Raw genomic sequence first — 22,642 nt, forward strand, 5'->3', positions numbered from 1 at the left:
TCTCTCGATTTTGGTTGCTCTACAGCCTGATCGTGCCGCCCGAGATTGCCGCATAGGTCGCCTCGTCCAGCGGAACGTAGGCGCCGGACGTCGGGTCGAGCATGAACAGCGGATCGGAGATCGTGGCCGGGTCAAATCCCTCGCGGGCGAGCTCGCCCTTCTTCTGCTTGAAGGTCTCGGTGGCATCGAGCTCGTGCGAGATGCGGATGAAGAGCGGGCGGGCGTAGACCGGCAGGCGCTGCGCCAGATGGGCGGGCAGCGCGGTGATGTCAAAGCCCTCGTTCACGACGATCGCGCTCATGCCGGCCCGGCCGTCGGCGCCGGGAATGCTGACGCCATAGGTGGTGGCATCGACCACGCCGGTGAAATCGCGCACGGCGTCGTTCACCTCCGAGGTCGCGACATTCTCGCCCTTCCAGCGGAACGTGTCGCCGATACGGTCGACGAAATGGAAGAAGCCCTTGTCGTCCATCCGCATCAGATCGCCGGTGCGGAACCAGGCATCGCCCTTGGCGAAGACGTCGCGCAGGACCTTCTTCTCGGTCTCCCCGGCATCGGTGTAGCCCTCGAAGCGCCCACCGCCTTCATCCGCGGTGCCGATGCGGCCGATGGCTTCGCCGGCCTCGCCGCGGCTGCAGGCGATGCAGAAGCCCTCGGAATTGCGCAGCGGCGCGCCGCTATCGGGGTCGAGCTTGACCAGGCTGGCAGGAAAGCGGTGCGCGAGCAGCGGCGGGATACGACCGATCGCACCCGGCTGGCCCTCGACGTTGAACAGCGAGAAATTGCCTTCGGTGGCTGCATAGAATTCGAGGATGCGCGGAATGGAAAAGCGCGCCTGGAAATCCTCCCAGATATCGCCGCGCAGGCCGTTGCCGCAGGCGAGCCGCAGGCGATGCCGGTTCTCGTATTCCGACGGCGCTGCCTTGAGCAGATAACGGCAGAGCTCGCCGATATATTGAAACAGCGTGCAATCGTGCCGGACGATGTCGGACCAGAAATGCGAGGCCGAGAATTTTTCCGCAATCACCACCGAGCCGCCGGCGGCCAGCATGCTGCACGGCGCGACGATGCCGCCGACCGAATGGAACAGCGGCAGACAATCGTAGAGCCGATCCTGCGGCGTCGCGCCGGTGAGGCCGGCGAACCAGAAGCCCCAATTGAGGATGCGGCGGTGGCTGATGCTGGCCGCTTTCGGCAGGCCGGTGGTGCCGGAGGTGTAGATCAGCAACGCACGATCGTCGATGGTGACGTCGCCATGCTCCTCCGGCGCGAGCGGGCCGCCGTCGAGCACGGCAAGAGCGGCGTCGATCGCACATTCGCCGCGACTATCGCCATGCGTCCAGACTTTGGCATCCGTCTCGTGGTAAGGCGCCGCGCCGTCCAGCATTCCCGTTAGGTCGTGCGCAACGATGACATGCGCCGGCCTTGCGACATCGAGGCAGTGCGCGAGCGATTGCCCGACGAGCTTGGTGTTGATCAGTGCGACCACGCAGCCGACACGGCTGATGCCGAGCCAGGCCGCGACATAGTCGATGCCGTTCGGCATGATCAGCGCGACGGTGTCGCCCTTGGCGAGGCCGACCGAGCGGGCCCAGCGCGCGTAGCGATTGACCCTCTTCGACAGGCCTTCGTAATCGAGGCTTGCCTCATCGGCCACCAGAGCGACGCGGCTCGGCTGGCGCTGCGCCCAGTCGTCGATGACGTCGGCGAACAGACGGCCCGGCAGCGTTTCGATTCGCGCGGTGAGCTCGATCGCCCTCAACCAGATCTTGGAAGCCGACGGTGCGCGCGCGGCTTTCGGCTGCTCGATGACGCCGGTGGTCATGTTCACTCTTTCGGACGGTCTGCGGTTTCCGGCAGCTTAGCCCGCGCGCCCTGACCCAGGCGTTAAGAGACAAGGTAAAACCCGGTCAGGGCCGCGATTAACCGTAATCGGCAGCGCGCAGCCAAGCCGCACCCGCCGGCAGCGCGCCGACGGGTGAGATCAGGTCGAAAGAGCGATGAATGCAGAAGTCCGGGCTTTGGTCCCGCTGCGCCTCAGTGCACCTTCTTGGGACGCCGGCGCGGCGGCGGCGATTCGTTGAAGGCGTAATAGGGATTGAGGTCGCAGGTCGCGGCAAGGCCCGACGCCGTGGCGCGGCACTGCTCCAACGAGGTGAACGAGCAGTCGAAATAGTCGCTGCCTCCGCCACCAGGGCCGCCACCGACGTAGCGGTGCATGCAGACGGGATAGGCCGGATCGTATCGTTGCGCACTGGCATCCGCCGCGCCCAGCAGCGTGAAGATCGCGGTGAGGGTAAGGAATGGCAAGCGCATGGGGAAATCCTCGGAATGGCGACGTCTCTTGATATGGCACAACATGTCGTCGTCCGCGACTGTTCCTCGGGCCAATTGACGTCAAGGTGAGTGGGACGCGCAACGCCGCCAGAAGCGATGCGCGCCCCGCAAGTGACAAAACGGGTCAAGCCCGGTCGGAACGATGCTGCGAGGTGGCGCTAGCCGCCCAGCCCCTGCAACACCAGCCGGTTCAGCCTTGCCGCGAATGCTGCCGGGTCCTCCGGCAATTCGCCGTCCAGGATCTGTGCCTGTTCGAGCAGGAGCAGGCTGAGATCGTCGACGACCTTAGAGCCGGCCTGCGCCTTGCTGACCGCGGTGACCAGCGGATGGCGCAAATTGATCTCGAGGATCGGCCTGGTCTTCATGCCGCGGTTCTGCTGCGACAGGATGCGCTCGAGCTCGCGGCTCGGGCCTTGGCTGTCGGCAACGAGGCAGGAGGCCGAGCTGGTGAGGCGCGTCGAGGCCTTGACGTCGCTGACGCGCTCGCCGAGCGCGGCCTTGATCACGGCGATGGTGGCCGCCTCGTCCGCAGCCGGCTCGTCCTTCTTCGGCTCGTCCGCCTCGTCGATCCGGGGGATCAGATCGAGGTTGAGTTCGCCCTGGCTCAGCGACTTCAGCGGCTTTCCGTCGAACTCCGATGGCATCGAGGTCCAGAACGCATCGACGGGATCCGACAGCAGCAGCACCTCGATGCCGCGCGCGGTCGCAGCTTCCAGCCGCGGATTGGACTTCAGCCGCTCGATGCTGTCGCCGACGAGATAATAGATCTCGGTCTGGTTCGGCTTGAAATCGGCGATCACCTGCTTCAGCGACCGCTTCTCGCCCGACGTGGTGGTGAAGCGCGACAGCGCCAGCAGCTTTTCGCGCCGCTCGAAATCCTCGTAGATGCCCTCCTTCAGCACCGCGCCGAAGGCGTCCCAGATCTTGGCAAAATTCTCCGGATCCTTCTCGGCAAGGCTTTCGAGCTCGGACACGACCCGGGTCGCCACGGCTTTGCGGATCTGCGCCAGCTGCGGATTGTTCTGGAGCATCTCGCGCGAAATGTTGAGCGGAAGATCCTCGCTGTCGACGACGCCGCGGATGAAGCGCAGGTACCCCGGCAACAGGTCGGCGTCATCGGTGATGAAGACGCGCCGGACGTAGAGCTTCACCCGCCCCTTGCGGTTCGGCTCGAACAGGTCGAACGGCTTGGTGGAGGGCGCGAACAGCAGCACGGCGTAGGAGTAGCGCCCTTCCGCGCGGTAATGCAGCGTCATGGCGGGATCGTCGAAGGCGGAGGCGATCTGCTGATAGGCCTTCTTGTAGTCGTCAGCCGAAAGCTCCGATTTGGAGCGCTGCCACAGCGCGCTTGCCGAATTGATCTGGCGCGGCTCACCCTCTTCCGGCACCAGCTCGATCGGAAACAGGATGTTGTCCGAATAGGCGGTGACGATGCGCTCGATCTCGTAGGTTTCGAGATATTTCTTGGCATCGTCCTTCAGGTGCAGGACGATCTCGGTGCCGCGCGGCACGCGCACCGCCTCCTCGTCGCTGGCACGGGCGATCTCGAAGCCGGAGCCGCCTTGGGAGCTCCAGGTCCAGACATCGCTCTCGCCGGCGCGGCGGCTGATCACGACGATCTTCTCGGCGACCATGAAGGCGGAATAGAAGCCGACGCCGAACTGGCCGATCAGGCCGAGCCCGTCCTTGGCCTCCTTCAGCTTCGACACGAACGCCTTGGTGCCGGAGCGGGCGATGGTGCCGAGATGGTCGATCAGCTCCTGCCGCTCCATGCCGATGCCGTTGTCGGCGATCGTGAGCGTCTTGGCCGTCTTGTTCGGAATGATGCGGATCTTGAGCGCGTCGCCTTCGCCCAGCAGGGCGGGATTTGCGATGGCCTCGTAGCGAAGCTTGTCGCAGGCGTCGGAGGCGTTGGAGATGAGCTCGCGGAGGAAGATGTCGGTTTCCGAATAGACGGAATGCACCATCAGGTGCAGCAGTTCGGAAACTTCGGCCTGGAAAGGCTGCGTATGCACAGCCGCATCTGACGTCGTCATGCGCTTACCCGGTCAAATCAAAGGGAAGGAACCCGGATATAGCGCGGGGCAACGACGGATCAAGAGGATGTGAAGTCCCGGCCCGGCAGGGCCCGTCGCAAGGCGGCGCGGATCAGGTCACGCAGCGGCCGGGCTGGAGCAGCCTTGCGACCTCGGTCAGGGAGCTGACCATCGGCTCGCAGGCAATCGTCGGCTTGTTGCGAGGCTTCTTCTGGTTCTGGAGCAGCGCCGGCGTCTTGGCATTGCCGGTCTCGATGACCGCGGGGACCCGCAGCAGAACCGACGTATCGGCGAGGTCGTTCAGCCGCATCGACACCGTCCGGGTGGGAACGGCTGCCGGCTTGATCTCGGCGAGCCGGTCTGCCTTGGCGGCGCGATTGATGTTGTGCGCCGGGGCGACGTTGGAGCTGTGGCTGGGGAGGTCGGCAACCGCCTGCCAGCGGTCGGCGAGGTCGTGGCCGGAAGCCAATTGCACCGCACCGAGCGTTGCGATGATTGCAATGGCGCTCAAAAAAACCTTTTGAATCTGTGACATGGCTGTCGATCCCTCGCCCCATGGCGATCACGGGAACAACGCAGCCGACGGACCGGGGGTTCTTGACGGTTACGATCACTTAACCGTGTGCGACAGAAGCTATAGACCGGCAAAATATTTCGCGACGTGTGGAACGACTTTCGCGGACAGGAGTCGTCTCAGCAGCCGGCTATTCCCCCCTGCCCCATAAGCCGGCGACGTAGGGCGCGACTGTGGTGATGCCAGTCGCGCCTTACTTTTGTCTGGCGTCTACTTCCTTTCCGGCCAGCCACTTGCGTCCCTCGCCATAGAGCTTCTCGACCTCGGGCCCGGTCAGGCCCGGCATGTCGCGCTTGACCTTGTAGCCGATCAGCTCCTGCATGTAGGCGAGGTGGCGGTAGCCCTCGGGGAGCGCGGCCAGCGCTTCCTGGTCGAGCCGAAGCGTCGCGGCGGGATCGACCGGGTCGATCCGGTCCTTCTCGTAGATCGGCTGGCGGCGAACGATGCCCCACTTCCCAATTCCTGATGGGTCTTGCCGCTTCTCCAGGAAATCGTAGAAGCGGCCGGTGCAGACGACGTCGCAGAGCACGTCGTGCACGAGTGCGCGCTGCGAGATCGTCATCTTTGTCTGCGCGATGGCCCGCGCGCCGGCGAGATCGATGCTGGTGCCGCCGAGGAAATGCAGGATGCGCACCCCCTTGGCAAACCCCTCCTGGCTGACCCGCATGAAATCCCGCGCCGGCCCCTGAAACCAGGTGGCGGACATCCAGCCCTCCTCGTGCCACACCGTGGCGAAGCGCTCCCAGTCGCCGGCATCGCGCCACACCGCCCAGTTCTCGACGAGGTCGCGGATGGCCAGGCGGTCGAGCAGTTGCGGGTCCATGGGCACATCTTCCGATTGGCGTGGTCGCACGCACAGCTGCTTCAGCTATGAGCGGCGAATTCGGCGCCCGTCAACCGGGCCATCGGCACAAAAAATCCGGCGTGCCTTGGGCACGCCGGACCAGATTTCGCTATTGGGCAAGCCGCCAGCAGCTTGTTACGCCGCCGGCGCCTTCTTACGCCGCCGGCGCTTTGGGCGTGCGGTTGCGCGAGTTACGCTGGAAGAACAGGGCCTGGCTCGCCACCGCCGATACCATCGCGGGCTGGAACGGCTTTGAGATCAGGAACGCCGGCTCGGGACGCTCGCCGGTGAGGAAGCGTTCCGGATAGGCGGTGATGAACACCACCGGCACCTCGAAGGTGCGCAGCAGCTCGTTGACGGCGTCGAGGCCCGACGAGCCGTCGGCAAGCTGGATATCGGCGAGGATCAGGCCCGGCCGCTTGTTCTTGGCCAGCGCCACCGCATCGGCATGGGTGCGGGCGACACCGACGACGTTGTGGCCGAGATTCTTCACCAGGCTCTCGAGGTCCATGGCGATGAAGGTCTCGTCCTCGATGATCAGCACGTCGGTGGCGATCTCGGCGGCCATCTCGCGTCCGGCTGCGTCCGCAAGACGGCGCGTCTCGGCGACGTCGGTGCCGAGGACGAAGGCGACTTCCTCTTCCGAAAACCCCTCGAGCGAGAGCAGCAGGAAGGCCTGGCGCGGCAGCGGGGTGATGTTCGACAGCCGCCGTTCCGGCGGCATCGGCAGGGTCGTCACCTCGGCATCGTCATTGATGGAGACCGAATTCCAGATCTGGGTGAACAGCCGGAACAGGCCCGCCCGGGGCCCATGACTCTCGTCGAGCACCGACGGATCGCCCAGCATGGCTTCCAACATGGCGGCGACATAGGCGTCACCGGAGGCCTGGCTGCCTGTCAGGGCCCGCGCGTACCGGCGCAACAACGGCAAATGTTCAGCAACTACCTGTGAACGGGACATCCCCACTCCATTCGTCTTCGGGCCAACCTTGAGGTCCAATCCTGAGGTCAGGCATCACGCGGGGGGCCCAGGTTCCCCTGCTGGGCTGTCTACGCCTCACCACAACAAAAGTTCCGCCAAGCTGGGAACTTTTTGGCGCAGCTGGAATTGTGCCTATCCAGGGAACGGCTCCCGGTTGAGAAAACTTCTCGATTTTACAGTCACTTAACTCGGGGAAACGTGGAACAGGTCATGAAAGATCTCAAGTCTCAAGCCAGCAGAAGCACGACCCCCGGCAAGGGAGGCCTCACTCCGGAGATTCAGTCCCGGATTGGGCACCAGTTGCGCGCCATGTACGACGATGTCGTACGACAGGGGGTTCCGGATCGGTTCGCAGAACTGATCAAGAAGCTTGATGCGCCGGGAGCGTCACCCCACGTGGAAAATGAGGGCGGATCCAACGACAACAACAATGGGAGGGATTAATGCCTCTCACGGACTCCCTGCGTAACGACATCTTGGCGGCCGTGCCCAGTCTGCGCGCCTTTGCCATCTCGCTGAGCGGCAATGCGGACCGCGCCGACGATTTGGTGCAGGAGACGCTGCTGCGCGCGCTCGCCAACATCGACTCGTTCCAGCCCGGCTCCAACCTGCCGGCCTGGCTGTTCACGATCCTGCGTAACCTGTTCCGGTCCGACTACCGCAAGCGGCGGCGCGAGGTCGAGGATGCCGAAGGCAATTACGCCAAGACGCTGAAGACCCAGCCTTCGCAGAATGCTCACCTCGAATTCGAGGAGTTTCGCACCGCTCTCGACAAGCTTCCGCAGGATCAGCGTGAAGCCTTGATCCTGGTCGGCGCGTCCGGCTTCTCCTACGAGGACGCGGCCTCGATCTGCGGCTGCGCGGTCGGCACCATCAAGAGCCGGGTGAACCGCGCCCGCTCGAAGCTCGCCGCGCTGCTCTACGTCGACGGCGCCGAGGACTTCGGACCCGACGAGACCGTGCGGGCCGTGATCGGCGGCAGCGGCGGCTGACCGCCGGCGTCAATCGAACGGGACGAGATCAAGACGGCCGTTTCCGCGGCCGTCTTCGCCTGCGTGCCTGACGCTGATGGCGCCGGACTCGCGGCATGTGATCACACATCCACGAAGGTCGCGGTCTCGGCCACGCTCGCCCGCGAGGTGCGGTAGCTGTTGACCTTGTGCGCATGGTCCGCATAGCCGAACGAGATGCCGCAGACGATTCGGCGGTCGTCGGGCAGATCGAAGTGGCGGCGGATCAGGCCGGAATGCCGCGCCAGCGCGGCCTGCGGAATGGTGCCGAGCCCGAGCGCCTGCGCCGCCAGCATGAAGTTGGAGACATAGGCGCCGCAGTCGATCGCGCCGTAGATGCCGAGCGGCTCGTTGGTGTGGATGATGGCGACATGCGGCGCGCCGAAGAAATTGTAATTCTCCAGCGCCTGCCTGGCGTAGGCGGCCTTGTCGCCGCGGGCGATGCCGAGCGTATTGTAGAGCTGGAAGCCGCTCTCGCGGCGGCGATCGAGATAGACGCCGGCATATTCGCGCGGCGGCGTGAAGTCGTAGTCATCGCCGAGACCCTTCGAGGCTTCGGCGTAGATCGCCTTGCGAAAGCGCTCCTTGGCCTCGCCGCTGGCGATGATGATCTGCCAGGGCTGGCTGTTGCACCAGGACGCCGTGCGCTGCGCGGTCGCCAGCACGTGCTCGATGGTGGCGCGATCGACCTCCTTGGGGAGAAAGGCGCGAACGGAGTAGCGCTCGTTGAGGAGTTCTTCCAGTACGCCGATGCGGTCGTTCTGTTTCACTTGTGCGTCCATCACTCAGCTCGCCCCTTTTTGCTTTTGGTTGGGCAAAGGCGCGAGGCGCCGTACCCGCCGCCATACTTACCCCGATGCGGCTGCATATGGTAGGCATGCTTCGGCTTGCCCACCCTGCGGGACCACTGCGGGACCGGTGACGACTACTTGGTCAGCAGCGCATAGGCGCCGGTCCAGCCCTCCGGCGGCGGATCGATCTGGAAATCCTTGATCCGCGCCTCGTACAGCTTGAACAGCTTCTCCAGCGTGTCGGCGTCCTCGCTCTTGCGGCCGCGCTCGATCGCGTCCAGCGCGCCCTGCCAGTCGCGGCTGCGGTAGCAGCCGAGCATCTCGATGGTGACGTTGCGCAGGCGCTGGAACGCGGCCGAATGCATCACGTCCTCGCGGCCGGCGATGGCGTAGATCACTTCCGGCTCGGTCTTGCCCTTGACCATGATGAAGTCGAGCTCGAGGATCGCGAACTTGTCCTTGGCGGCGAGCGCGGTGCGCGAGCCCACGATGATCGGAAAACCGTATGCCTTCGACTGGCCCTCGAGGCGCGAGGCCAGGTTCACGCTGTCGCCGAGCACCGAGTAGTTCTTTTTCAGGTCGGAGCCCATGTTGCCGACCACGCCGATGCCGGTGTTGAGACCGATGCCGACATTGAGCGGGATGTAGACGTGGCCGCCGTCGGCGGCCTCCTGCTCGCGCTCCTTGTTGACCTCGTCGATCTGCTCGAGCATCCGGATCGCGGCTTCGCAGGCGTTGATCTCGTGCTCGGCATCGTCGAGCGGGGCGTTCCAGAACGCCATGATGGCGTCGCCCATGTACTTGTCGATGTAACCCTTGCGCTCGATGATGACGTCGGTCAGCGGCGTCAGGAAGCGGTTCATCAGCGCGATCAGCCCTTGCGGATCGTGCTTGTAGCTCTCCGAGATCGTGGTGAAGCCGCGCACGTCGGAGAACATGATCGTCATCTCGCGCTCCTCGCCGCCGAGCACGAGCTTTTCGGGCGACTGCGCCAGCTGCTCGACCAGCACCGGCGACATGTATTGCGCGAACTGCCCGCGGATCTGCACGCGCTGCCGCTGCTCGCGCACGAAGCTGGCGAAGATCAGCGTCAGATAGATTGCGGTGGTCGACAGCAGCGGATAGGTGAAGTCGATGAGCTCGCGGTACTGCACGTAGAAGAACCAGGACGCGCCGACCAGGATGGCGGCGAAGGTCGCACCTGCCAGCACCAGGCGGACCGGACCGAGATTCGGCGTGAAGATGATGACCAGCAGGCCGATCACCAGCGCTGCGATCAGCTCGACGCCGAGCGCGTAGTTCGGCTGCGAGATCACCGCGCCGCTGAGAACGCTCTCCAGCACCTGGGCATGGATCTCGACACCCGGCATGGTCGCGGACACCGGCGTCGTCTTGATGTCGTTGAGCCCGGCCGCGGAGGTCCCGACCAGCACCAGCTTGCCGGCGAACTTGCTCGGCGACACGCTGTTGTCGAGCACGTCGGCGGCGGAGACGTAGATCGAGGGATCCTGGCGGGCGTAGTGCACCCAGAACCGGCCGTTCTTGTCAGTGGGGATTTCGAGGCCCTTGAGGCGCACGGCCCGCACGCCGGTCTTGTCGGTCCTGATCAGCAGCGTCGGCGTGCCCGTCACGATGCGCAGGATCTCGAGGCTGAGCGATGGCATGATGTTGCCCTGGGCACGCATGACCATCGGCACGCGGCGGATGAAGCCGTCGCGCTCTTGTCTGATCGAGAACAGGCCGCGGCCCGCGGCCGCCATTTCGATCACGGGCACGTTGCGCAGCAGGCCCGGAAATTCGAACAGGAAGCCTTCGGCGCCCGCCTCCCCGACCGTCGCCACGCCCGTGAGCGGAAGCGACTTGTCGAGCTCGGTCAGGACGCCGGGCAGGCCCGTCTCGCCCAGCACCACGCGCGAGCGCTTGATCGCCTCGGCGAGGATCTGGTCGTTGGTCGGCAGCTGGCGCAGCTTGGCGCGCGTGGCGTCGTCGAGATAACGCATCTGGCCTGCGACCAGATCCGGATTGAGCCGGTCGGGCTCGGAAAACACCACGTCGAAGCCGATCGCCACCGCGCCGTTGGTGGTGATGCTCTGGATCAGATCGGCGATCCGAGTACGCGGCCACGGCCATTGCCCGAGCTTGGCGAGGCTCTTGTCGTCGATGTCGACGATGGTGACCGGCCGTGCCTTCTTGTCCCTGGGATCGATCAGCTGGAACATGTCGAAGGTGCGCAGCCGCAATTCCTGGATCGGCGGCGGATCCCAGAGGCGCGCAACGGCGAACAGAACCAGCAGCGCAAGGCACATCAGCCGCGCAAAGCCGAGCTTCCGCGCAAACCACCGCCGCAGGATCTTGAGACGCTTCATGCTGGTCGAGCTTCCCGCAGCCGGCCTTCGGCCGATATTGGGCCGACATATTACGCAATCGGCCATGCCTTTGGTACTGGAATCCGCCGCCGACGAGGTGCCGCCTCGAACCGAGCGAAGCGCGTCAGGCCTAGTTCGCGACGATGAAATCGCTGGCGTGCAGGCTGCTCGCAACGAGGTTCTTCAGCAGGATCGACTGGTGATCGTCGAGCGTGACCAGCGCGTCGTTCCCCTGTTGCGAGATGGCAATCTCGCCGAAGGACTGGATGTTGGCGAATTCCCGCACGTCGATCTTGTCCTGGCCCAGCTCGAAACCGACGATCGTACTCTGAACCGGAAGCGTCGAGTTGGAGAAAGCAAACTGGTCCTGTCCGGCAGTCCCAAAGAGAGTGGGGCCGATCGGCGGATCCAAGACCAGCGTCCCGCCGCTGCCGTCGCTCATGAAGTGGAAGCTGTCGATCGTGTAGCTCCCCGCGAACTTGATGTTCGCGGTATCGATCCCGTCGGTCAACGTCAGCGTGCCACCGAGATGATCAGGGTCTTCCGTGTAGGTAATTCCGTTCAGAGCCGAGAAGTCGATGTCCTTGAGGTCCAGGAGGTCCGAATTGGCGAGAGTGCCGTCGCCGTCGAAGCCATTGATGACGCCGGTGAAGTCGGCAGCGTGGTCGATCACGAGCGTGCCGGTGGTTCCGGTCGCGTTGGCGAAGGTCACGCTCTGCGCGAAAGGCTCGCTGAGGCTCAGCACAGTCCCGCTCTCGATCGTCATCGACGTGGTGGCCGGCGGATCGTAGACGATCGTTCCCCCCTGGCCGTCGCTCTCGAGGTGCCAGTTCAGATCCTTGCCGAGGAACGACAGGGTGATGGTCGTGGTGCCGTTGTAGAAATCGACGGTGGTGATGTTCGAGCCCTGATCGTACGCAGCCTGTGCCGACATCGTCGCGGTCCAGGCGAGATCCTTGATATCGATCAGATTGTTGGACGAGAGCGGGGCCCCGGAGGGAGACCCAGAGATCAGCCCGTCGAATTGGCTGGCATGGTCCAGGACCAGCGTCCCCAATCCGTTGTCGAAGAAGACGACGATGCCCGAGAACGAGCCGTTGACCAGCTCTCCCGAAACCGAGCCTCCGATCTCCACGACAGCCTTGTTCGAAATCTCGATCGATCCCGTGCCGCTGACGTTCCCCTCGATGTCGATCGTCGCAACGCCGTTTTCGGAGAACGGGCCGGCTTCGATCAAGCCGTTGAGGACGACGTCGCCTGTCACCGTGAAGACGGTGCCGGGCTCGGTGAGCAGCGTCACGCCAGAGTCGACGGTAAGGTCGTGAATCGTGACGTTGGTCGCGCTGTCGACGGTGTAGGGTTCGCCTGCGGCCAGCAGCTTCACGTCGTAACTGGCTGCCGGCACGCCCAGGCTCCAGTTCGACGCCGTATTCCAGTCGCCACCGGCAGGATTTGTCCATTCATCGACCGGGGCGATCTCGACGATGGTACCGCCGGCGCCGTCGCTGCTCGTGATGAAGTGCGAGTCGCTGTAGTCGCCGATCAGCTTGAGCGTGATGCTGTGACCTTGCGTATCGCTCACGACCAGATTGCCGGTCGCGGAGTTGTAGACGGCCGTGGTCCCGCTGTCCCAGATGATGGTCGACAGGTCGATCTTCTCGCTGGCAGCGAAGCCGGCGATCGAGCCGCCGAAAGTCGCCGTATCGATCTCGAGCTCGGCACCGGCGCCGCCGAAGGTGACGGTCTGCGCCACCGCGTTCTTGATCTCGAGGGTCGCGCCGGCTTCGATCTCAACCGAGCCCGAACCAGACAGCGAGCCGAACAGCGTCAGCGTGCCGGAATGGACCTCGATCAGCTGGTTGTTGGTGATGGTGCCGGTGATCGATGTCGTGCCCCAGCTGTCGATTCCGCTCCAATTGGTGATGCCCGTCCCGTTCACGACAATCGAAGCGCCGTCGAGCAGATCGATCTGGCCGGCATTGACGATCGAGGAGACGTTGCCGAAGACGCTGTTGCCGCTGACCGTCCAGATGCCACCGGCATTGTTGTTGAAGGTCGCGCTCGCGACCGAGATATTGCCGTTGATCGCGCCGCTGTTGTTGATCGCGATGGCGCCGCCGGTCTCGACGATCGCGTAAGTGGTCGAGGTCACGGTCGAGGCGACGGCAGGTCCGATCGTACCGACGTTGTCGATCGTCGCAGAACCGGTGGCGTTTCCCTGGATAAAGATCGCGGCCTGGCCGGTCGGGGCCGCTATGGAGCCGGTGTTGGTGATATGCGTCGATCCGGTCGCACCGGTCGCGTTCTGCGTGACGCTGATGCCCGCAAGGCTCGTGCTGCTGATCTGGCCGTCATTGACGATCGTGATGTCGCCCGCGCCGACGACCACAGCCGCCAGACCGGTCGCGCCATTGGCGGAGCCGCCATTGGTGACGGACACGTCGCCGCCGCCGAAGTTGGCGGCCCAGATAGCCGTGCCGGCGGCGATGATTTGCGAGGTTGCACCCGTCGTGACCGTGACGTCCCCGACACCCCAGGTGAACGCCTGAATGCCGAAGCCGAGGTCCGCTTTGATGTTCGCATCGCTCGTGACGGTGACGTCGCCGTGGACGGCATTCGAGAAGCTCGCGCTGCCGCCGGGCTTGTAGCCGGCAATGATCGCGCCCGGCGTGGTGCCGTCGCCATTCAGTGTGGAGCCGGAATGGATGGTGCCGTGCGCCACGACGGAGATGGTGCTGCCCAGGCTGCTCGCGATCGCCGTCGCGTAATTGATCGCGACGATGCCCGAGCTGCCGGAGGTGACGCTATCGCCCGACGCGAGCGTGACCCTGACATCGCCCTGGTCGATGCTGTAGGCGAGGATGCCGTAGCTCGTCGTTCCCTTGACGGAAGCGTTGGCGCCGAGGGTGACGGTTACGTCGCCGGTCCCCCCGCTCAGCGCCTGTGCAAGGATGCCTATCTCCGCGCCGACGACACTGGTGCCGGCGCCGCCATTCACCGTGACGTCGCCAATCGCGAAATTGTAGGCGTGGATGCCGTGGCCGCCCGCAGCTGTGACATTGCCGTAGTTGTTGACGACGACGTTGCCGTAGACGTTGGCATTGGCGGCAGAGCCGGTCGTCGCACCGAGGTAGCCTGCCTCCAGGCCGGCCGGCGCGTTGCCGCTCAGATTGAGGCTCGCGCCGGAATTGACCGTGCCGTAGTTGGTGATGGTGATCGAGCTGTGATCCGAGAGCGGAAGCGATTCCGCGCGATTGACGGCGACGACGCCCGAGCTGCCCGAGGTGATGACGCTGCCGGCCACCGTCGTCACAGCGGTGCTGCCTGAACCGTAGCTGCGCGTCCGGATGCCGTAGATCGAATTGCCCGCGACGTTGCCGCCGGCGGTGACCGCGATATCGCCGTCGCCCAGCGTGACCACATCGATGCCGAACGCACCGCCCGAGGCGCCGCCCAGCTGCGTGATCGAGATTTTCCCGCCATTGGCGGCGTTTCCGTTCTCGACGAGAACACCGACCGAACTCGCGCCGTTGCCGGTCGCCTTGCCGCTGAGATTGTTGATCGTCATGTTGCCGGCGCCCGTCGCGCTGTCGCGCAGCCAGATGCCGTTGCCGGCGCTGCCGGTAATGTTGCCCGTCGCCGTCAGCGAGACATCGCCGACGCCATTCTGGGTGACGACGAGCCCGTTGGCCGCACCCGTCAGTGCGCCGGTGGGCGTAAGATCGATGTCGGCCGGCGCGCCGGACGCGCCACCCGACGCGGTGAAGTCGAGTGCATCGCCGGCCGATGTCGTGATATCGGCCGCCCCCGTGACGATGAACGTGCCAGCCGTCGCCGATTGGCCGGCGATGGTGCCGGTAAAGCTCTGGCCGACGACCTTGTCGAGCCGGAGCGTGTCGGTGCCGCCGGCAAAGGTGATGGTTTGCGCCGTCGCTCCTGCGAGTTCAAGCGTTGCGCCATCGTCGATGATCAAGGAGCCGGCGCCACTGAGGCCGCCCGAGAGATTCAGCGTTCCCGCCAGGACCTCGATGGTGCCGGTGTTGACGACCGCGGCCGAGACCGTATTGGAGCCGGAGACGCTATAGAGATTTCCGGCATTTGTCAGGCTGCCGCCATTGATCGTGACGTCGCTCAGATAGAGCTTCGAGGCGCCGTCGACTGCGATCATGCCGCCGGCGTTGGCGATGGTGGCCATCGTCAGCTTCAGCACGCCGCCGGTCACCGCCTCGATTAGGCCCTGATTGGTGATGGTGTGAAGCAAGCCGGGATCGATCGTCAGCGTGCCGCTGGTGACGGAGATCACTCCGGTACCGTCAATGCTGATACCGGCGTTGTCGATGGCGTTCACGCCGGTCGATTCCAGCGTGCCGGAGATCGTCACCGTGCCGCCCTCGATGGTCGCATCGGCGAGCTCGAGCGTCGACCCGGCGCCGACGGAGATTGCTCCGCTGCCGCTGTTCGTGATGGACGCACTGGCGATCGCGCTCATGCCGGTCGAAGCCAGCGTGCCGGCGACATCAAGCGCGCCGCCGGTCAGGCTGGCGCCGGCCAGCGTCAGCGTCTTGCCCGCATCGACCTTGACGGTGCCGCCACTGGCGATCGCGGCTCCCGCAACAGTGACATCGTCGAGCGTCAGCGTGACCCCGCCTCCGATCGTCACGGCACTCGTGCTCAGCGTCGCGCCGCCATCGATCTTGCTGGCGCCGGCGACGTCTATCTCGCCGCCGCCATCGATCGTGCCGCCGCTGATGGTTGCGCCGCTGATCGACAGCTTGCCCGAGGCGTCGACTGTGACATGGCCGGTGTTGGCGACGCTGGAGCCCTGGTCGATGGTGAGCCAGCCGTTCGCCAGGACCCTGATCGTGCCGCCGGAGGCATTGGAGACCGCCTCGTTGGCGAACCTGACCGTGCCCTGGACGTTGACCGATCCGGAATTGTTCAGTGTGCCGTTCTCGATGAGGCTGGTGCCATCGAGTTCCAATGTACCGAGAATGGTGACGGTGCCGCCATGGATGGCCGCGTCATCCACGATCAGCGTCGTACCGCCGTCGGCTTTCAGCGTACCGCCGGCATTGGCTATATCGGCCAGCGTCTTCAAGGTGCCGCCCGACAGCTCGATCGTGCCGGAATTGGTGATGCTGGTGCCGGCGGCAAAGTCGCCGCCACCCGCGAGCATCAATTGGCCCGCATTGGTGAGCACGGCGATGTCCAGAATCTCGGCCTTGCCGCCGACCGACATCGTGCCGGTCGCCGCATTGGTGAGGATCGAGTCCGCGCTCATGTTGAGCGCACCTGCTATTGTCAGCGAGTGCTGGACGATGACCTTCGGGGGCGGACCACCGAAATCGTTCATCGTCAACGACTTGGCATAGGCCGCGGTATCGATGATCACCGGATAGGACGGCGTCAGGCCGTGCAACTGATCGGTGATGACGATGACATCGTCGTCGATCGTAGGGACCGTGCCGGTTGCCCAGTTCGTCGCATCCTTCCAGAACCCGCCCGAGGGAACGCCGGGCTTATCGGTCGCGATCCACACCACGGCGGGGCCGTCGGTGCCGGTGATGGTGACGGTGATGGTCTGTTGCGCGGTCCCGCCTTTGCCGTCTGTCACCGTCACGGTGTAGACCAGCGTCAGCACCTCGCCCTCGGGAATGAAGTCGGCGAGGTAAACGGGCAGATCGGCCAGCGACCAGTTGATGGTGCCGGTACCGTCCCCGGTGCTGTCGGCGCCCTGCGCGATATAAACCGACATCGCGCTCTGGAACGCCTCGAGCGGGCCCGGCGGCACCGTGCCGTCCGGCAAGGTCGCGCTCGTCAGCGCCACTGATACCGTGTGACTGTCGGTGAGATCGACGTCGGAAAAGTCCAACGTGCCGGAAGTCGGCACCTGACTGATGAGCGGGCCGCCCGGCACGCTGGTGCCGCCTTCGAACGTGATGACGGGTACGCTGGTGCTGATCACCGGCTTGTCGTTCGTTCCCGTGATCGTGATGGTGATCGGGATGAACCTGGACTCGGGGTTCACCGAGAAATTGGTGTCGACGCGGACCATGTAGGTCAGCGTCAGCGTTTCGCCGGCCGCGAGGAAGTCGAAGACCTTGTCCGGGATCGTGTAGGTCCAGACCGCCGAGCCGTTGTTGTTGTTGGCGGGATCGGGGACGACGCTGATCTGGATCTGCGTCGCTGCAATGTCCTGCTTCTGGAGCACGGAGAGCGAGCCGGTGACGTCCTGCTGGCCGGCACTCTTGTAGACGTAGTTCGGCGCCTCGGCGAGGCTGATGCTCACCGTCGGCCGGTCGCCGAGATTTTGATCGACGAAGGTGATCCGGCCGGAGACCGTGTCGGCATGCGTGTCGCCCGTGGTGTCCGCGCGCTCGGTCAGCGCGAAGGCCGTCTTCACATTGCCGCTGGAATCGAGGCTCCGCACCAGCGGCTGGCCGGGAATACGGGTGATGAGCGGCGGGGGAGTGCTCGATCCTTCCTGCCCTTGCGGATTGAGGTTGGTGAAGACCGCAGTCGCGACGTAGCCAGCCGGGGTCTTGATCAAGATCCCGTCGCTGGTCTGCGTGATCGTATCGGTGAAGTTCGTGGTCAGCTTGGTGTTGGTGTTGTCGGTGAACTTCAGCGTGAACACGTCCGTGATCAGCTTCTGCACGTCCGGCGACATCAGCGCATTGGTGATCGAGACGTTGCCGCCGCTGATCTGGATCATCTGGCCGGCCTGGTTGACCGTCGCGATCGGCAGCAGCGTGACCTTGTCGAACAGGATGTAGGAGCCGGTCGTGCCGTTCGGCTCGACCAGCACCTGGAAGCTCGCCTGCGGCTGCGGATCGCCGCCGCCGGCGGGAACGACGAAGTTGATCTGTGTCAGCACCGCCGTGCCGCGGATGCCCATGGTGGCGACCGGCGTATCGACCTTCATGTCGCCGTGCTTGGCGGTTTCGCCTGCGACGAAGGTGATGGTGCCGGCGACCAGGCTGAGCAGCGAGGAATTGTTCGACCCGTTGGGGTCGTAGACCATCTCGTTCAGCACCATCCGCGCATTGGAGGACAGGCCGAACACGGTGCCGTCGATGAAGGTGATGCCGAGCGTCGAATCGGCGCCGGTCGAGACCACGTCGCCCTTCTCGACGTTGTCGCCGTTGTTCAGGATGACCGAGACGCCGTTGCGGATGGCGGTCGCACTGCCCACGAGCTTGGTGACGTGACCGATGACCTGGGCCGCACCGGCCCCGGGCGCGGCCTGGGCGACCTGGACGTGGCCGGTGAGGGCGTTGACGATGTCGCCGCTGAGATGGGCGCCGTCGGGCGAAGCGAGCGCGGCGCGCTTGTCGCCCCTGAAATAATCGTGAACGACGAACTCATGACCGTCGTGGGACAGCACGAGGTCGAGCCCGGCACGCTTGAACTCGCCGTTGAAGATCAGATTGGGGTCGGGAACGACGAATGCGCCGTCGGGCACATGGCCATGCGCCTTGGCAATGAAGGGCTTGGCAGTGAAGGAATCGACGTGGACAAAGACGGGCGAGCTGGAACCCTGGCCGTCCAAAGACGTCGCGGCGTCAAATTTGCCAGCGTAATTCAACCGGGCACCGTAAAAGGGTTAAAATTTAAGTAAGTAATGATGGCCTAAGCTTGCTTAGCATTACCAAGTCCTTAGCGAAACCATCTATTGCTTGTGTGATTACGCGTCACTTGGCGGTAAGAGCCGTTGCGGGGCGGCGCCTTCTCAGCGGAGTGGAAGTCATATTTCAAGCATTCCCAAGTCGAGACAAGCTTAGATGCGCCCATTTCCCGTCGCCCCAAGTTATCCAAAGTAAAGCGGTAGAGCAGATACTTGCGTCATCTTTTGTTCGCGATGCCCTGCGACATCCTGCGGCAAATACGGAGCCAAATCTGTGACCTAACTAACAGAACCCGTGAAATAGCGGGTCGTTAGCCATAAGCGCCGGATTCGGCGACCGTCGCAACTTCTACCTGAAATGGTTCCCTTTCGCGGCAGCGAAGGCTCTCCTAGCCGCCGAATCGTAAAATTTTACGCAATTCCGGCGGGTCCGATTCAGCCTGCCACCCGGTTTTGAGACCCCTGCCGGGCGCGTTAAGCAGAACAAAACGGCCCGTCTCGCACTATCTCCGCGAAAGCAACAAAGCCCGGCACGACGAGATCGAGGGGGATCTCGCGAAGCCTGGGAAGGGGATGTCAGATGGAGACCGCAGCTCGCTCGCGCGCCTGGCGCGTAATCCTTGCCGTGTGCGGCTTGATCCTGCTCGGATCGGCCGCCGAGCTTCGCGCCGGCACGCTGCTGTCGCCGGGCGCCGGCGTCCTCGTGCGCAAATCCGCCGAACCGTTCGGCGTGTTCGCCTTCGCGATCTCGTCCGGCGGCCTGCAGCAGAAATGGTCCGCGCTGAAGGACAAGCTCGACGACGACATGGTGCAGCTCGCGCTATGCGACGGCGACCGGGGCAATTGCGCCTCACCCGCAGCGCTCGAGCTGCTCGCCATCGTCGACCAGGCCCGCGCCCGTGACGGCCGCGCGCGGCTCGGTGAGATCAACCGCGCCATCAATCTCGCCATCCATGCCGCCAATGACGGCACCGGCGACGTCTGGAGCTCGCCGCTTGCGACTTTCGCGCGCGGCGCCGGCGATTGCGAGGACTATGCCATCGCCAAGCTGGCCGCGCTGCGTCTGGCGGGAATTGCCTCTGAAGACCTCCGCATCGTCGTGGTGCGCGACGTCAGGGCCGGCGAGGCGCACGCAATTGCCGCAGCAAAGCTCGACGGCCAATGGCTGATGCTCGACAATCGCCGCATGGCGATGGTCAGGGACGACGCGACGCGGAGCTATCAGCCGTTGTTCGTGCTCCACCAATCGGCCGTGCTGAAATATGTCGACGAGCCGGTGCAGGTTTCGATGGCGGCCGCCGAGGCGCGTTGATCGCTTGTAGCCCGGATGGAGCGCAGCGAAATCCGGGACTCTTACCACTCGCACCGGCCCCGGATTACGCTTGCGCTCCATCCGGGCTACAGACCTTCCACTGTACTCCCAGCACAAATCCATTTCATCGCGCAAGACCAGACGCTAGCATGGCGCCTTCCGTGCGAGGGCGACTGGAATGCGATTCATCGTGATGTCTGTGCTTGCGCTGGCATTGCCGGCGGCGTCCGCGTGGGCGCAATCCGACCGCGCGATCGCCGACAGGCTGCCGCTGTTTTCCAAGAACAACTGCCAGCAGATCCGCGACCCCGGCAATCAATTATTCTGCGGCGATGCCACGCTTGCCGCCGCCGCCGAGAAGCTGAGCATCGCGATCGAGACGCGGCTCGCACGCCTGCCGGATCGCCTGCCGGCGATCGAGGAGAATGCGATCTGGGCCCGCCAGCGCAACCTCAGCTGCGGCATCGTCGGACAGACCGCGATCCGCCCCGACGAATTCGACCAGGTCAAGGCGTGCCTGCTCAAGGTCACCGAGGAGCGCGCCGCAATCGTTCGCGATCCGGATTTCGACTGCCTTGCGGCCAACACCGCTGCGGGCGCGATTATCTGCGCGGACCCCTCGCTGGCGCTTGCCGAAACCGAGCTCAATGGGCAGGTGCTCGGCCTGATCGGCAAACTGGACCCGACCGCGGCACGCTTTGCCTTCGCCGAATATGGACGGTGGACGCGCGAACGCGACCGCAGATGCAATCTGGTCGGCAAGGAGAACTTGCCGCTGCACGAGCTGGAATCCGCGGAAGGCTGTCTCGCCGAACATTTGAAGCGCAAGACCGACGAGATCCGCGCCGCGAAAGGCGACCCCAAGAAGGTGTTCGGCCGGCAGGTCGCGGCCCGCATCCCCGACACCGACGCGGTCGATTTCTGCGCCGCGCGGATTCACGCGGCCAATTCCTGCGGCAATTTCCTGCGCATCAACCGCGTCTATGCGCTCGACAGCCAGGTGAGCGACCAGGAGGCGCAGGTCACCGGCGAAATCGAGATGGCCGTGCTGGCCCCCTTCACTCTGTGCAGCAAGGTCGCCTCCACCTGCACCGGCACCTGCTGGGACGCCACGACCGGTCGTCCGCAGCAGGGAGGCGGCAACAAGGAGCGCTCCGCAGGCGCCTTCAACGTCACGCGCCGGCTGAGAATCCAGCGAACTTTCGCCTTCGTCAAAGCCGCCGACGGCTGGCGCTGCCGGGAGGACGAGCTCGCCCCGGTGAGCTCGGGCACCGCAGGCGGGGGATCGTAGGGGCTTCTCCCTCGCCCGTTCCTGCGGCAGGGCTATCGCATATGCGACGTGGCTAGGGCACCGACTCTCCCCACGGCGTCATGGCCGGGCTTGTTCCGGCGATCCACACCTTTCCACGCAGCACAAAGAACGTGGATGCCCGGGACAAGCCCGGGCATAACGGCCTCTGCAAATTCCGGCCTCTCCCGCAAAGCGGGAGAGGCGAACAAGCATCAGAACATCAGATTGTCCTTCACCAGAACCCAACGGCCGTTCTTGACCTGCTGGACCTGGGTGACGGTGGTCGCGAGATGGTTGGTCTTCGAGAACACCGTCGGCGGCGAATTGAAGATGTCCTGGAACTTGTCGCCGGACTCGAGCGCATCGAGCATCTTCTGACCAGTCAGGTCCTTGCCCGCCTTGTTGGCATAATGCGCGAACGTCATCACCGCGTTGTAGCCGATGATGGCCTGGGTGTTGGCGTCGGCGCCAAACATCTTCTTGTAGTTGACGAGCCAGTCCTTCACCTTTCCTTTTGCGGTGTCTTCATATGGAATTTCGAAGTTCGAAGCGGCATACAAGCCTTCCACCGTTTCCTTGCCGAGCGCCGGCACCTCGAGCACGTTAACGGGCGTTGCGCCGAGGAAGGTGACGTCCCAGCCGAGCTTCTTGGCTTCACTCATCGTGCCGATCGGCTCACGGAGGACCGCGCCGAGCACGACGAGGTCGCAGCCGTCGGACTTCATCTTGGCGACCTGCGCCGAGAAGTCGGAGGCGCCGCGCTTGTAGCTCGTGATCGAGGCCGGCTGCAGCTTCATGGCGGCGAGCTGCTGGTTGAAGCCATCGAGCACGTTCTTTCCGTACTCATCGTCCTGATGCATGATGCAGGGCTTCTTGAAGTTCTTTGCCTCGATCATGTATTTGAGCGCCGCCCGCGTGCTCTCGACGTAAGGAAGCAGGTTATTGAACTTCAGCCGCTCCTGCGGCTTGGCCGGATCGAACTTGAAAGTGAACTCGGCCGCCGTCAGCGGGAAGAGCTGCATGACGCCGGCCTCGAGCAGGATATCCTGCGCGGCGAGCACGGTCGGCGATCCCATCGGCCCCACCATCGCGAAAATCTTGTCGCGCTCGATCAGCTTCTGCGAAGCCAGCACGGCCTTCTTCGGATCGTAGCCGCTGTCCTCGACCACCAGGCGAATCTTGCGGCCGTTGATGCCGCCGGCGGCGTTGATCTCCTCGACGGCCATCTTCATGCCGTTGGAGACCGGCACGCCCCAGCCCTTGATCGGACCCGACAGGTCCTGATGGGTGCCGATGACGATCTCGGTTGCCGAGATGCCTTCATTGGTGATCTTGGTTTGCGCGCTGGCCGGCAGACAAGTGAGCGCGACAGCGCCCATAGCAAGGCCGAACGCGTGGAACGACTTCGACATTGACGTCTCCTCTCCTTTTGGGCCCGTATTGTACGAAGGGCGGGGCCATCGCTCCCTCGC

General features: G+C 64.4%; 14 protein-coding genes. 4 read left to right on the forward strand and 10 right to left on the reverse strand.

Translation table 11 applies throughout. The features are described 5' to 3' along the window. Positions 1-19: 19 nt before the first annotated feature. From BDOA9_RS02045 to BDOA9_RS02070, 6 genes are all read right to left on the reverse strand, one after another. A complete protein-coding gene (locus tag BDOA9_RS02045; protein WP_025032286.1) occupies positions 20-1,825 on the reverse strand; it encodes a long-chain-acyl-CoA synthetase in 1,806 nt (601 codons plus the stop codon). Positions 1,826-2,037: 212 nt separating this feature from the next. Further along, a complete protein-coding gene (locus BDOA9_RS02050) occupies positions 2,038-2,316 on the reverse strand; it encodes a DUF3551 domain-containing protein (RefSeq protein ID WP_025032287.1) in 279 nt (92 codons plus the stop codon). Between the two features lie 179 nt (positions 2,317-2,495). Next, complete coding sequence (gene htpG, locus BDOA9_RS02055; protein ID WP_025032288.1) at positions 2,496-4,373, reverse strand: molecular chaperone HtpG; 1,878 nt, start codon at positions 4,371-4,373, stop codon at positions 2,496-2,498. A 112-nt stretch (positions 4,374-4,485) separates the two neighbouring features. Beyond that, positions 4,486-4,908 (reverse strand): hypothetical protein, encoded by a 423-nt coding sequence (locus BDOA9_RS02060; protein WP_025032289.1) that lies wholly within the window; start codon positions 4,906-4,908, stop codon positions 4,486-4,488. A gap of 232 nt (positions 4,909-5,140) precedes the next feature. Continuing rightward, positions 5,141-5,770 (reverse strand): nuclear transport factor 2 family protein, encoded by a 630-nt coding sequence (locus BDOA9_RS02065; protein ID WP_025032290.1) that lies wholly within the window; start codon positions 5,768-5,770, stop codon positions 5,141-5,143. A 175-nt stretch (positions 5,771-5,945) separates the two neighbouring features. Further along, the gene (locus tag BDOA9_RS02070; RefSeq protein WP_025032291.1) at positions 5,946-6,752 is read right to left on the reverse strand and encodes a response regulator; all 807 of its coding nucleotides are present in this window, start codon (positions 6,750-6,752) and stop codon (positions 5,946-5,948) included. A 231-nt stretch (positions 6,753-6,983) separates the two neighbouring features. On the opposite strand from BDOA9_RS02070, the gene BDOA9_RS02075 reads away from it, so the two are divergent. Together BDOA9_RS02075 and BDOA9_RS02080 are read left to right on the forward strand one after the other, a co-directional pair. Further along, positions 6,984-7,217: a NepR family anti-sigma factor gene (locus tag BDOA9_RS02075; protein WP_025032292.1), complete on the forward strand. Its 234-nt coding sequence runs from the start codon at positions 6,984-6,986 to the stop codon at positions 7,215-7,217. Then, positions 7,217-7,765: a sigma-70 family RNA polymerase sigma factor gene (locus BDOA9_RS02080; protein WP_018316216.1), complete on the forward strand. Its 549-nt coding sequence runs from the start codon at positions 7,217-7,219 to the stop codon at positions 7,763-7,765. Before BDOA9_RS02075 ends, BDOA9_RS02080 begins: the two co-directional genes overlap by 1 nt. Positions 7,766-7,866: 101 nt before the next feature. Here BDOA9_RS02080 and BDOA9_RS02085 read toward each other — a convergent pair whose 3' ends face one another. The 3 genes from BDOA9_RS02085 to BDOA9_RS02095 form a co-directional block, all read right to left on the reverse strand. Continuing rightward, positions 7,867-8,565: a nitroreductase gene (locus tag BDOA9_RS02085; protein ID WP_025032293.1), complete on the reverse strand. Its 699-nt coding sequence runs from the start codon at positions 8,563-8,565 to the stop codon at positions 7,867-7,869. Positions 8,566-8,708: 143 nt separating this feature from the next. Beyond that, complete coding sequence (locus tag BDOA9_RS02090; protein ID WP_025032294.1) at positions 8,709-10,940, reverse strand: CHASE2 domain-containing protein; 2,232 nt, start codon at positions 10,938-10,940, stop codon at positions 8,709-8,711. A gap of 130 nt (positions 10,941-11,070) precedes the next feature. Beyond that, entirely contained in the window at positions 11,071-18,528 is a 7,458-nt protein-coding gene (locus tag BDOA9_RS02095) for a VCBS domain-containing protein (RefSeq protein WP_042335421.1), read from the reverse strand. A 619-nt stretch (positions 18,529-19,147) separates the two neighbouring features. Here BDOA9_RS02095 and BDOA9_RS02100 point away from each other — a divergent pair. Then, positions 19,148-19,879 (forward strand): transglutaminase-like cysteine peptidase, encoded by a 732-nt coding sequence (locus BDOA9_RS02100; protein WP_025032295.1) that lies wholly within the window; start codon positions 19,148-19,150, stop codon positions 19,877-19,879. A gap of 178 nt (positions 19,880-20,057) precedes the next feature. After that, entirely contained in the window at positions 20,058-21,170 is a 1,113-nt protein-coding gene (locus tag BDOA9_RS02105) for a lysozyme inhibitor LprI family protein (protein ID WP_025032296.1), read from the forward strand. A 212-nt stretch (positions 21,171-21,382) separates the two neighbouring features. Here BDOA9_RS02105 and BDOA9_RS02110 read toward each other — a convergent pair whose 3' ends face one another. Continuing rightward, on the reverse strand, positions 21,383-22,582 hold the full coding sequence (locus BDOA9_RS02110) for an ABC transporter substrate-binding protein (protein ID WP_025032297.1): 1,200 nt from the start codon (positions 22,580-22,582) through the stop codon (positions 21,383-21,385). Between the last annotated feature and the right edge of the window lie 60 nt (positions 22,583-22,642).

The sequence above is a fragment of the Bradyrhizobium sp. DOA9 genome (genome assembly GCF_000617845.2).
GTDB lineage: Bacteria > Pseudomonadota > Alphaproteobacteria > Rhizobiales > Xanthobacteraceae > Bradyrhizobium.